Origin of the sequence: Saccharopolyspora hordei (genome assembly GCF_013410345.1) — a bacterium.
Taxonomy (GTDB): Bacteria; Actinomycetota; Actinomycetes; order Mycobacteriales; family Pseudonocardiaceae; genus Saccharopolyspora; species Saccharopolyspora hordei.
In genome coordinates, this window is sequence record NZ_JACCFJ010000001.1 from 1,911,079 (window position 1) to 1,922,875 (window position 11,797).

The window sequence follows — 11,797 nt, forward strand, 5'->3', positions numbered from 1 at the left end:
ATGCAGACCTTCGACGAGCTCGACCTCGACCCGCGCGTCCGCCAGGCGCTGACCGAGATCGGCTACGAGACCCCCTCCCCGATCCAGGCGCAGACGATCCCGCTGTTGCTGGAGGGGCGCGACGTGCTGGGTCTGGCGCAGACCGGCACCGGCAAGACCGCCGCGTTCGCACTGCCCGTCCTCTCCCGGCTCGACCTCGAGGCCACCGGCCCGCAGGCCCTGGTGCTGGCCCCCACCCGGGAGCTGGCCATCCAGGTCTCCGAGGCGTTCCAGCGCTACGCCGCGCACCTGCCCGGCTTCCACGTCCTGCCCATCTACGGCGGCACCGGCTACGGCCCGCAGCTGGCCGGGCTGCGCCGCGGCGCGCACGTCGTCGTCGGCACCCCCGGCCGGTTGATCGACCACCTGGAGAAGGGGTCGCTGGACCTGACCGGCCTGAAGAACCTCGTGCTCGACGAGGCCGACGAGATGCTGCGGATGGGCTTCATCGAGGACGTGGAGCGCATCCTGCAGGCGGTGCCGGCCAGCCGCCAGGTCGCGCTGTTCTCCGCGACCATGCCCGGCGCCATCCGCGGGATCAGCCAGAACTACCTCAACGACCCGGTCGAGATCTCGGTCAAGACCAAGACCAGCACGGCCACCAACATCAACCAGCGGTACGTGCCGGTGCGCGGCGCGGGCAAGCTCGACGCGCTGACCCGCATCCTCGAGGTCGAGCCCTTCGACGGGATGATCGTGTTCGTCCGCACCAAGCAGCTCACCGAGGAGCTCGCGGAGAAGCTGCAGGCGCGCGGCTTCAGCGCGGCGGCGATCAACGGCGACATCGCGCAGGCGCAGCGCGAGCGCACCATCGGCCACCTCCGGGACGGCAAGATCGACATCCTGGTGGCCACCGACGTCGCCGCCCGCGGCCTGGACGTCGAGCGCATCTCGCACGTGCTCAACTACGACATCCCGCACGACACCGAGTCCTACGTGCACCGCGTCGGCCGCACCGGTCGTGCCGGGCGCAGCGGCGAGGCGATCCTGTTCGTCTCCCCGCGGGAGCGGCACCTGCTGCGGGCCATCGAGCGCGCCACCCGCCAGTCCATCCAGCAGATGGAGCTGCCCACCATCGAGGCGGTCAACGACCGGCGGCTGGCCAAGTTCGCGCAGAACATCACCGACACCCTCGCCAAGGGCGGCCTGGAGGTGTTCCAGGAGCTGGTGCGGGAGTACGAGCGGACCCACGACGTGCCGGCCGTGGAGATCGCCGCGGCCCTGGCCGCGATGGCGCAGGGCGACCGCCCGCTGCTGCTGGAGCCCGAGCCGGAGCCGCCGCGCCGCGAGGGCGCGACGTTCCACCCGAGCAGCTCGGACACCGAGACCTACCGGGTCGAGGTCGGCCGCCGCAACCGGGTGACGCCGCGCGCGCTGGTCGGGGCGCTGGCCAACGAGGGCGGGGTGCCCAGCAAGTACATCGGGCACATCGACATCCGCAACGAGCACACCCTGATCGAGCTGCCCGCCGACCTGCCGGACGAGCTGCTCAGCAAGCTGCGCACCACCCAGGTGGCCGGGCGCGGGCTGCGCATCAGCCGCGCCGACGGCGAGGTCGTCAGCCGTCGCCCGCGGCGTCCCGCCCGGGACCGCGACCGGGACCGGGACCGGCGCCCGCACCGCAAGGGCCAGCGCTCGCCGCAGTCCCGCGGGGCGCGGCGCGAGGACTACCAGCGCAGTTGAGCGGGTCACCCCGGGTGTGGCGGCAGCCACCCCGGGGTGCGCCGTTCGTGCGGAACGGCCGGCCGGGCGGCGCGGCCGACGGTGCGACGATCCGTCCGGCCCGCACCGGCGGGTGGCCTCGGGCAGTTACCCTCGCTTAGGTAATCCATCGACTCTGGAGACCGTGAACCCGTGTTCGACACTCTCTCCGACCGGCTCACCTCGGTCCTGACGAACCTGCGCGGCAAGGGGCGGCTGTCCGAGGCGGACATCGACGCCACCGCGCGGGAGATCCGCATCGCCCTGCTCGAAGCAGACGTGGCGCTTCCCGTGGTGCGCAGCTTCATCAAGGGTGTCAAGGAGCGCGCCAAGGGCACCGAGGTGTCGCAGGCGCTCAACCCGGCGCAGCAGGTCATCAAGATCGTCAACGAGGAGCTGGTCTCGGTCCTCGGCGGCGAGACCCGGCGGCTGCAGTTCGCCAAGAACCCGCCGACCGTGATCATGCTGGCGGGTCTGCAGGGTTCCGGCAAGACGACGCTGGCGGGCAAGCTCGCCAAGTGGCTGGTCGGCCAGGGGCACACCCCGCTGCTGGTGGCCTGCGACCTGCAGCGGCCGAACGCGGTGAACCAGCTGCAGGTGGTCGGTGAGCGCGCCGGGGTGCCGGTGTTCGCGCCCGAGCCGGGCAACGGCGTGGGCGACCCGGTCGAGGTCTCCCGCCGCAGCATCGACGAGGCGCGCCGCGCCCAGCACGACGTCGTCATCGTCGACACCGCCGGCCGGCTGGGCGTCGACGAGGAGATGATGAAGCAGGCCGCCGACATCCGGGACGCGATCTCCCCGGACGAGGTCCTGTTCGTGCTCGACGCGATGGTCGGTCAGGACGCGGTCAACACCGCCGAGGCGTTCCGCGACGGCGTCGGCTTCTCCGGCGTGGTGCTGACCAAGCTCGACGGTGACGCCCGCGGTGGTGCCGCGCTGTCGGTCCGCGAGATCACCGGCCAGCCCATCATGTTCGCCTCCAGCGGCGAGAAGCTGGAGGACTTCGACCTGTTCCACCCGGACCGGATGGCCAACCGGATCCTGGGCATGGGTGACGTGCTCACCCTCATCGAGCAGGCCGAGCAGGCCTTCGACCAGGAGCAGGCGGAGAAGGCCGCGGAGAAGCTGGGCACCGGCCAGCTGACGCTCGAGGACTTCCTGGAGCAGATGCAGGCGGTGCGCCGGATGGGCCCGCTGCAGAACCTGCTGGGCATGCTGCCGGGCGCCAACCAGATGAAGGACCAGCTGGCCAACTTCGACGAGAAGCACCTGGACCGCATCCAGGCGATCATCCGCGGCATGACGCCCGAGGAGCGGGCCGACCCGAAGATCATCAACGCCTCCCGCAGGCAGCGCATCGCGCGCGGCTCCGGCGTGACCGTCAGCGACATCAACGACCTGGTCAACCGGTTCTTCGAAGCCCGCAAGATGATGCAGCAGATGGCTGGCGGCTTCGGCTTCGGCGGCGGTGGCGGCAGCAAGAGCCGCAAGGGCAAGAAGGGGAAGAAGGGGAAGAAGGGCAAGGGCCCGACGCAGCCCAAGGGCATGCGCGGCCTGCCTGGCGGCTTCCCCGGCATGCCGCCCGGCGGGTTCCCCGGCATGCCCCCCGGTGGCCCGGACCTGTCGAAGCTGGAGGGCGGCCTCAACGAGCTGCCCCCCGGTTTCGACCCCTCCAAGCTGAACTTCGGGAACGGCAAGAAGAAGAAGTGAGCGCGCTGCACCTGCGCGGTGTCGTGCTGCCCGACGGCGCGCACCGCGACCTGTGGATTCGTGACGGCCGGATCAGCCTCGAGCCGGTGCCGGGCGCCGAGACCGTCTTCGACGGCGGTTTCGTGCTGCCCGGGCTGGTCGACGCGCACTGCCACATCGGCATCGGCCCGGAGGGGCCGGTGGAGCTGGACGAGGCGGCCGCGCAGGCCGAGCTCGACCGCGACGCCGGCACCCTGCTGGTCCGCGACTGCGGTGCGCCGATCGACACCCGGCCGCTGCAGGAGCGGGAGGACCTGCCGCGCATCGTCCGCGCCGGGCGCCACCTCGCCCGGCCGAAGCGCTACATCCCGCACCTGGCCGACCAGCTCGAGGACGAGGAGCAGCTGCCCGCCGCGGTGGCCGAGCAGGCGGCCTACGGCGACGGCTGGGTCAAGCTGGTCGGCGACTGGATCGACCGCTCGGTGGGCGACCTGGCTCCGCTGTGGAGCGACGAGGTGCTGGCCGAGGCGATCGCGACCGCGCACCGCATGGGCGCGCGGGTGACCGCGCACGTGTTCGGGGAGGACGCGCTGCCGGGGCTGATCGCGGCCGGCATCGACTGCATCGAGCACGGCACCGGCCTCACCGACGAGACCGTCGCGATGATGGCCGAGCGGGGCACGGCGCTGGTCCCGACGCTGATCAACGTGGAGAACTTCCCGTCCTTCGCGGCGGCGGCCACCAAGTACCCGACCTACGCCGCGCACATGACCGACCTGTACGAGCGGGCGGACCGGACGGTGGCGAAGGCGATCGAGGCGGGCGTGCCGGTCTACGCGGGCACCGACGCGGGCGGCGGCATCGCGCACGGCGTGCTGGCCGACGAGGTCTTCGCGCTGCACCGCGTCGGGATGTCCACCGAGCAGGCGCTCGGCGCGGCGTCCTGGCAGGCGCGCGAGTGGCTGGGCTGGCAGGGCCTGGAGCACGGCGCCCCGGCCGACCTGGTGTGCTACGACGCCGACCCCCGCAAGGACCTCACCGAGCTGCGCAGCCCTCGCCGCATCGTGCTGCGCGGCCGCGTCGTCGACGCGGCGTGACCGACCGCGCTCCCCGCCCCGCCGTCCGCGCGCGGCGGGGCGGACGCGTGGGCGATCACCCCAGGTCAGCGCCTGGGGTGATCGGCGTCGGACGCGGCGAGCACATAGTGTGGGAGACGTCGGAGGGGAGGGCGTCGTGGGGGAACAGCCGGAGGAGCGGCCGGATCCGCCGTCGCGGGCCATGCGCCCGGTCGAGGGCGCCGCGGACCCGGACCTGCACCCGAGGTTCTGGGAGGCCCAGCTGGAGGCCGCCCGCCGCGGCTCGCTGGCCTGGGGCCTGGCGGCGTTCTTCCTCGGCTACGGCGGCTACTACCTGTTCGTGCTGGTCCTCACCGCGGTCCGGCCGGAGCGGCAGGGCGGGTTCGACCCGACCGCCCCGCCCAGCACCGGCCCGCTGCTGCTGCTCGCCTTCGCCCCGAACGTGCTGCTGGGCCTGGTGCCCGCGGTGTTCTCCTGGTGGCGCGGCCGCGGTCTGCGCGCGGACTTCGGCATCGTGCCCAAGCGCCGGGACTGGAAGGTGGGGGTGGCCTGCGGGCTCACCGCGCTGATCGGGTCCTGGCTGCTGACGCTGGTGATCATCGCGGTGTCCGGGCCGCCGCCGGAGACCGACCTGGCCCGGCTGATGCAGGGGGAGCGGACCGTCTGGCTGTTCCTCTTCGCGCTGTTCGCCTTCCTCGGGGCGCCGCTCACCGAGGAGCTGCTCATGCGCGGCGCGCTGTGGGGCGCTCTGGAGCACTACCGGCTGCCGCGCTACGCGATCCTCGTCCTGACCTCGCTGATCTTCGCGTTGATCCACCAGGAGGTGTGGCGCACCCCGGTGCTGTTCGTCGGCGGGCTGGCGATCGGCGCGGCGCGGATGATCACCGGCCGGGTGGCGACGAGCATGATCGCCCACGCCACCAACAACTTCCTGCCCGCGCTGCTGCTCTTCGCCGTCGCGCGGTGACGCTGGCGCCGGGCAGCGCCGCTGCGGCGGTAATGTGGCTGCTCGCCGGTGCCCGCGAGCAGCCGGGCCGGGCCACTCGATGCCGATCGGCACTGCGGAGATGCCCGTGAACGAAGCGCAACAGCCACCGTCGACCGAGGACGGGGGATCCCCGGAACGGTCGAGCACGCCCCCCGTCCGCACGCACCGGTGGGGACTCGGTGCGTTCTTCCTGACGCAAGCGGTGTTCGTGCTCGTGTCGGTGACGCTGGCGGCCGCCCTCGGCACCCCGGACGCCGAGACGCTGGCGGTCATGCTGATGCTGCCCACCGTGCTCGCCGGGGCGCTGGCGGTGGTGATCACCATGGTGCGCGGCAACGGCCCGCGGCTGGACTTCGGCCTGGAGTGGCGCTGGTCGGACGTGACCACCGGGCTCGCCATCGGGGGCGTGGGCCTGGTCACCACCACGATCGCGACCTCGCTGTGGGCGGAGTGGGTGGGCCAGGACAACGCCCACTCGACGGTGAGCAGCCTGCTCGAGGGGGTGCGGCTGCCCCCGGCCGTGGCCGTGCTGGTCTTCCTGCACATCTGGCTGATCGCCCCGCTGTGCGAGGAACTGCTCTACCGCGGGCTGCTGTGGGGCGCGATGGAGCGGATGCGCTGGAGCCAGCTCAACGTGTTCGTGCTCAGCACCGCGGTCTTCGCGATCGGCCACCTGGAGCCGGAGCGCACCGCGCTGCTGCTGGTGATCGCCATCCCGATCGGGGTGGCCCGGATGGTCACCGGCCGGCTGACCGCCAGCGTGGTGGCCCACCAGGTGAACAACTTCCTGCCCGCCCTCGGCCTGCTGCTGATCTCGCTCGGCCTGCTGCCCGCCTGACCGGCGGACCGCCCGGACCCCGAGACCGGTCCGGACGTCGGGATCTGGCAGAATGGCCAGTTGTTCGCCGCGAGGGGTCCCTCTCACCGCTTGTGGCCGATTTGACGTATGAGCGATCCCGGGCGCCGCCCCACGCGCTTCGGGAGCGCTCACCGGAGCACGAACGAGAGTCTGAGGAGCACCAGCACCCGTGGCTGTGAAGATCAAGCTCGCCCGGATCGGCAAGATCCGCGAGCCGCACTACCGCATCGTCGTCGCCGACGCCCGCACCCGCCGCAACGGCCGGGCCATCGAGACGATCGGGCAGTACCACCCGAAGGAGAACCCGAGCGGCATCGTCGTCAACTCGGAGCGGGTGCAGTACTGGCTGGGTGTCGGGGCACAGCCGACCGACCCGGTGCGCAACATCCTGGAGATCACCGGTGACTGGCAGAAGTTCAAGGGCCTGCCGGGCGCCGAGGGCAAGCTGAAGAAGCCCGAGCCGAAGCCGAGCAAGCAGGAGCTGTTCGAGGCCGCGCTCGCCGCCGCCAACGAGGAGCCGTCCGTCGAGGCCACCACCCCGAAGAAGAAGGGTGGCAAGAAGGCCGAGGACAAGGCCGAGGAGCGCAAGACCGAGGAAGGTCAGGCGTGACGGTCCTCGCGGACGCGCTTGAACACCTGGTGCGCGGCATCGTCGACAACCCCGACGATGTCCGCGTCCAGCTGCTCACGACCCGGCGCGGTCGCACCCTCGAGGTGCACGTCAACCCCGACGACCTGGGCAAGGTGATCGGCCGCGGCGGGCGCACCGCCACCGCGCTGCGGACCGTGATGTCCGGCATCGGCGGGCGCGGCATCCGGGTCGACGTGGTCGACACCGACCGCTGAGCACCATGGCGGTGACAGAGCCGGAGACCCTCGCCGTGGGGCGCGTCGTCCGACCGCACGGTGTGCGGGGAGAGCTCGTCGTCGAGGTGCTCACCGACAGCCCCGAGCTGCGCTTCGCTCCCGGCTCGGTGCTGGGGACCCAGCTGCGCGGCAAGGACCGCGGACAGGAGCTCACCGTGGCAGCCGCCCGGCCGCACGCCGGGCGGCTGCTGCTGCGCGTCGAGGGGGTGGACAGCCGCGACGCGGCCGAGGAGCTCCGCGGCGTGCTGCTGACCGTCACCACCGACGCCCTCGAACCGACCGAGGACCCGGACGAGTTCCACGACCACGAGCTGATCGGGTTGCGGGCCGTCCAGGTCTCCGGTGACGAGGTCGGCGAGGTGCGGGACGTCGTCCACACCCCCGCCGGCGAGCTGCTGGCGGTGCGCACGGCCGAGGGGCGCGAGGTCCTGGTGCCGTTCGTGGCCGACATCGTGCCCGAGGTGGACGTGTCGGCGGGCACACTGGTCATCGACCCGCCCGAAGGCCTGCTGGACGAGTGACCGCAGCAGTGCAGTGATCCCGCCCTCGCCGTCCGGCGGGGGCTTTTTCCGTTCCGAGGGCAGCATGCGCATCGACGTCATCACGATCTTCCCCGACTACCTGAACCCGCTGCGGGAGGCGCTGCTGGGCAAGGCCATCGAGCGCGAGCGCATCTCGGTCGGCGTGCACGACCTGCGGGACTGGACGCACGACGTGCACCGCGCGGTGGACGACAGCCCCTACGGCGGCGGCCCCGGCATGGTGATGAAGCCCCAGGTGTGGGGTGAGGCGCTGGACAGCGTGTGCGGGACCGGCGCGAAGGGCGGGCCGGTGCCGCGGCTGGTCGTGCCCACCCCGGCCGGTCGCCCGTTCGACCAGCGCACCGCCGTCCGCTGGTCCGCCGAGCCGTGGCTGGTGTTCGCCTGCGGCAGGTACGAGGGCATCGACCAGCGGGTGATCGAGGACGCGGCCACCCGGATGCCGGTGGAGGAGGTCTCCATCGGCGACTACGTGCTGGTCGGCGGCGAGGTCGCCGCGCTGGTGATGATCGAGGCGGTGGCCCGCCTGCTGCCCGGGGTGCTGGGCAACCCGCTGTCCGCCGAGCAGGACTCGTTCTCCGACGGCCTGCTCGAGGGGCCCTGCTACACCCGCCCCGAGGTCTGGCGCGGGCGCGCGGTGCCGGACGTGCTGCGCTCCGGCAACCACGCCGCGATCGCCCGCTGGCGGCGCGACCAGGCGCTGGCCCGCACCTACCACCGGCGGCCCGACCTGCTGGAGGCGCTGCCGGAGGGGGCCCTGGATGCGGCCGACCGCGCGCAACTCGATAGACTGCGCGAGTCGGATCACTCCGATGAGTCCCGGGATGCCGGAGAAGCGCCCCGCTGACCGCATGTCGGTGGGGTCGGTTGATACGCCGAAACGCGGATCTGGCACACTGGAACGGTTGACACAGCCGGACGAGCCGTCCGGTGTGCATTGAGCAAGTTCACCCCGTGTCAGGCGGTGCCTCGCCACTAGGTCGGGTCATCGGCATGCGAGAACACGGGTGCCTTCGACACGGATGAGGACGGACCACCGATGAACACCCTGGACGCGTTGGACGCCCAGTCGCTGCGCTCCGACATCCCGGCCTTCCGGCCCGGTGACACGCTGAAGGTCCACGTCCGCGTCATCGAGGGTTCGCGCGAGCGGACTCAGGTCTTCCAGGGCGTGGTCATCCGCCGGCAGGGCGATGGCATCCGGGAGACCTTCACCGTGCGCAAGGTTTCCTTCGGTGTCGGTGTGGAGCGGACGTTCCCGGTGCACACCCCGAACATCGCGCAGATCGAGGTCGTGTCGCGCGGTCACGTTCGGCGGGCGAAGCTGTACTACCTGCGCGACCGGCGCGGCAAGGCCGCGAAGATCAAGGAGAAGCGGGAGACCGCCGCTTCCTGATCGGACGTGCTGCGAACAGCCCGGATGCCCCTGCATCCGGGCTGTTTCTCGTCCGGGCCGGCGGCGGGGTCCGGTCGTGACGGGACGGCGTCCACCTTCGGGTGATCACCGCGGCGTCGGCCGGGGGCCTCGACCGGGAAGTCTGGGAAAAGTCCACGTCACAGCGGCTCGTCCGGGCTCGCCGAAGCGGGGGAGTGCGACGGCGCCCGCCGCGGTTCCAGTAGCCTGGCCCGGTGGCCGACGTCATGCGCAGCGGATCAGCGGAGGAGCCCCACGAGGCGGAGCACCACAGCGGTGCTCCGGACGAGACGGGGGAGGGTTCTCGCCGCCGCAAGCCCAAGGACAAGAAGAAGGGCTCGTTCTGGCGCGAGCTGCCGATCTTGATCGTCACCGCCCTGGTGCTGACGATCCTCATCCAGGCGTTCATCGCCCGGGTCTACGTGATCCCCTCGCAGTCGATGGAGCAGACGTTGCACGGCTGCACCGGCTGCAACAACGACCGCGTGCTGGTCGACAAGATCACCTACCGGTTCTCCGACCCGGAGCCCGGCGACGTCGTGGTGTTCCGCGGGCCGCAGCCGTGGGTCCAGCACGAGTTCCAGGCCGAGGAGCCGACCAACCCGGTCGCGGGCTTCTTCCAGAGCGTGGCCTCGCTGCTGGGCTTCGGCGCCCCGGACGAGAAGGACTTCGTCAAGCGGGTCATCGCCGTGGGCGGCCAGACGGTGGAGTGCTGCGACGCGCAGAACCGAGTGCTGGTCGACGGCAAGCCGCTCAACGAGCCGTACCTGTACTGGGAGCCGGGCCGCGGTGTCGGCCAGGCCGAGTTCGCCCCGGTGACGGTGCCGCCCGGCCACCTGTGGGTCATGGGCGACAACCGCAACGACTCGGCGGACTCCCGCATGCAGGGCGGCGGCGGCGTCAACGGCGCGGTGCCGGTGGAGAACGTGATCGGCAAGGCGCAGTTCATCGTGCTGCCGCCGACCCGTTGGCAGACCGTCGACGACCCCAACCCGCAGGCCACCGCGCTGGGCGCGCCGGCCTGGCAGACCGGCCTGCCTGCCGGGATCGGGGTGGCCGCGGCGTTCCCGACGGTGTGGCTGGGTCGTAGGCTCGTCGGTGTGGTGAGCAAGCGACGAGCCTCGGAGTGACGTTGACGTGACGGTGGCGGAGTTCCGGCCGCCGAGGTCGGTGATCCGGCGCAGCAGTGGCAACTGGGCTCTCCAGAGCGCGCTGGACCGCCGCGGCCTCGGTCCGGTGGCCGGCGTGGACGAGGCGGGGCGCGGGGCGTGCGCCGGTCCGCTGGTGGTGGCGGCGTGCGTCCTCAAGCCGGGCGACGGTCGGCGCTTCGAGGGGCTGACCGACTCGAAGGCGCTGTCCGAGGACGAGCGGGAACGCTTGTTCGACCGCATCACGGCACGCGCGTTGAGCTGGTCGACCGTCGTGATCCCCGCCGAGGAGGTGGACGCGCTCGGCATCCACGTGGCCAACCTCGAGGGCATGCGGCGCGCGGTCGCCCGGCTCTCCGAACACCCCGGGTACGTGCTCACCGACGGGTTCCGGGTGCAGGGCCTGGCCACGCCGAGCGTGGCCGTGGTGAAGGGCGACATGGTGGCGGCCTGCGTGGCGGCGGCCTCGGTGCTCGCGAAGGTGACCCGTGACCGGCTGATGAGCGAGGAGCTGCACCGCGCGTTCCCGGTCTACGGGTTCGACGTGCACAAGGGGTACTGCACGCCGATGCACTCGGCGCGGCTGACCGAGCACGGGCCGTGCGAGGAGCACCGCTGGTCCTACGCCAACGTGGTGGCCGCGGCGCAGCGGCACGGGATGCGCTCGCCGCGTGCGGTGAGCAGCAAGCCCGGGCTGTTCGATGCTTCCGAGGGGGAAGTGGTGGACAATGAGGTTTTGTAGGCCGATCGCCGACGCAGAAGGGCTCGCACAGCGATGAGCGCCGAGGATCTCGAGAAGTACGAGACCGAGATGGAGCTTCAGCTCTACAAGGAGTACCGCGACATCGTCGGGCAGTTCACCTATGTCGTGGAGACCGAACGGCGCTTCTACCTGGCCAACGCGGTGGACGTGCAGGTGCGCAACTCCGATTCGGAGGTCTACTTCGAGGTGGCGATGTCAGACGCGTGGGTCTGGGACATGTACCGGCCGGCGCGCTTCGTCAAGAACGTCCGCGTGATCACGTTCAAGGACGTCAACGTGGAGGAACTGGACAAGCCGGACCTCCGGTTGCCGGAGAGCGGTCCCTTCGGTTCCTGACCAGCGGTCATCGACCCAGCTCGGGCGGTCGTCGAGAGGCGACCGCCCGAGCTCTTTTCGTGCGCGGCGTTCTCAGCCGCTCGGGTCTCGCGATCGTCGGGCTCGGTCGCACTCGGCTTGCTCTCGCACGCGGTGGGACCAGCATGAGGAGCGTCCGGTACCAGTCGCGCGACGGGTTCGTCCAGTCGTGCTGTCTGAGCACGAGCTCGGGGAGCGATCGGGAGGAACCGTCGCCGCTGTTCTGCCTCGTGTTCTGCGCAGGCCCGGCTGAACTCGTCGAGGGTGTCCCACTGCTCGGCCGCGAGGTGGTCGGCACGACGGACCGTTTCGCCACCGGCCCACCTGGAGGTGGCTGATCCCGGAGCGGTGGTCCCGGAC

Annotated in this window: 13 protein-coding genes; all 13 read left to right on the plus strand. The window is 71.6% G+C overall.

Annotation, left to right across the window (positions count from 1 at the left end; all coding sequences use genetic code 11):
- Nucleotides 1-1,722: a DEAD/DEAH box helicase gene (locus tag HNR68_RS09005; RefSeq protein ID WP_179719449.1), complete on the plus strand. Its 1,722-nt coding sequence runs from the start codon at nucleotides 1-3 to the stop codon at nucleotides 1,720-1,722.
- Nucleotides 1,723-1,893: 171 nt separating this feature from the next.
- Nucleotides 1,894-3,450: a signal recognition particle protein gene (gene ffh / locus HNR68_RS09010; RefSeq protein ID WP_179719451.1), complete on the plus strand. Its 1,557-nt coding sequence runs from the start codon at nucleotides 1,894-1,896 to the stop codon at nucleotides 3,448-3,450.
- On the plus strand, nucleotides 3,447-4,526 hold the full coding sequence (locus HNR68_RS09015; protein ID WP_179719453.1) for an amidohydrolase family protein: 1,080 nt from the start codon (nucleotides 3,447-3,449) through the stop codon (nucleotides 4,524-4,526). Before ffh ends, HNR68_RS09015 begins: the two co-directional genes overlap by 4 nt.
- A gap of 136 nt (nucleotides 4,527-4,662) precedes the next feature.
- The gene (locus tag HNR68_RS09020) at nucleotides 4,663-5,472 is read left to right on the plus strand and encodes a CPBP family intramembrane glutamic endopeptidase (protein ID WP_343050016.1); all 810 of its coding nucleotides are present in this window, start codon (nucleotides 4,663-4,665) and stop codon (nucleotides 5,470-5,472) included.
- A 100-nt stretch (nucleotides 5,473-5,572) separates the two neighbouring features.
- Nucleotides 5,573-6,331: a CPBP family intramembrane glutamic endopeptidase gene (locus tag HNR68_RS09025; protein ID WP_179719455.1), complete on the plus strand. Its 759-nt coding sequence runs from the start codon at nucleotides 5,573-5,575 to the stop codon at nucleotides 6,329-6,331.
- 190 nt (nucleotides 6,332-6,521) lie between these two features.
- Nucleotides 6,522-6,962, plus strand: a complete 441-nt coding sequence (gene rpsP, locus HNR68_RS09030; protein WP_179719457.1) for a 30S ribosomal protein S16 — start codon at nucleotides 6,522-6,524, stop codon at nucleotides 6,960-6,962.
- Nucleotides 6,959-7,198, plus strand: a complete 240-nt coding sequence (locus tag HNR68_RS09035; protein WP_010305954.1) for an RNA-binding protein — start codon at nucleotides 6,959-6,961, stop codon at nucleotides 7,196-7,198. Before rpsP ends, HNR68_RS09035 begins: the two co-directional genes overlap by 4 nt.
- A 5-nt stretch (nucleotides 7,199-7,203) precedes the next feature.
- Complete coding sequence (gene rimM / locus HNR68_RS09040; RefSeq protein WP_179719459.1) at nucleotides 7,204-7,740, plus strand: ribosome maturation factor RimM; 537 nt, start codon at nucleotides 7,204-7,206, stop codon at nucleotides 7,738-7,740.
- A gap of 64 nt (nucleotides 7,741-7,804) precedes the next feature.
- The gene (gene trmD, locus HNR68_RS09045) at nucleotides 7,805-8,605 is read left to right on the plus strand and encodes a tRNA (guanosine(37)-N1)-methyltransferase TrmD (protein ID WP_179719461.1); all 801 of its coding nucleotides are present in this window, start codon (nucleotides 7,805-7,807) and stop codon (nucleotides 8,603-8,605) included.
- Between the two features lie 192 nt (nucleotides 8,606-8,797).
- The gene (gene rplS, locus HNR68_RS09050; protein WP_179719463.1) at nucleotides 8,798-9,154 is read left to right on the plus strand and encodes a 50S ribosomal protein L19; all 357 of its coding nucleotides are present in this window, start codon (nucleotides 8,798-8,800) and stop codon (nucleotides 9,152-9,154) included.
- Nucleotides 9,155-9,387: 233 nt separating this feature from the next.
- Nucleotides 9,388-10,302, plus strand: a complete 915-nt coding sequence (lepB, locus tag HNR68_RS09055; RefSeq protein WP_343050018.1) for a signal peptidase I — start codon at nucleotides 9,388-9,390, stop codon at nucleotides 10,300-10,302.
- Between the two features lie 7 nt (nucleotides 10,303-10,309).
- Nucleotides 10,310-11,062, plus strand: a complete 753-nt coding sequence (locus HNR68_RS09060; protein ID WP_179719465.1) for a ribonuclease HII — start codon at nucleotides 10,310-10,312, stop codon at nucleotides 11,060-11,062.
- A gap of 33 nt (nucleotides 11,063-11,095) precedes the next feature.
- Nucleotides 11,096-11,419: a DUF2469 domain-containing protein gene (locus HNR68_RS09065; protein ID WP_009943624.1), complete on the plus strand. Its 324-nt coding sequence runs from the start codon at nucleotides 11,096-11,098 to the stop codon at nucleotides 11,417-11,419.
- Nucleotides 11,420-11,797: the final 378 nt, after the last annotated feature.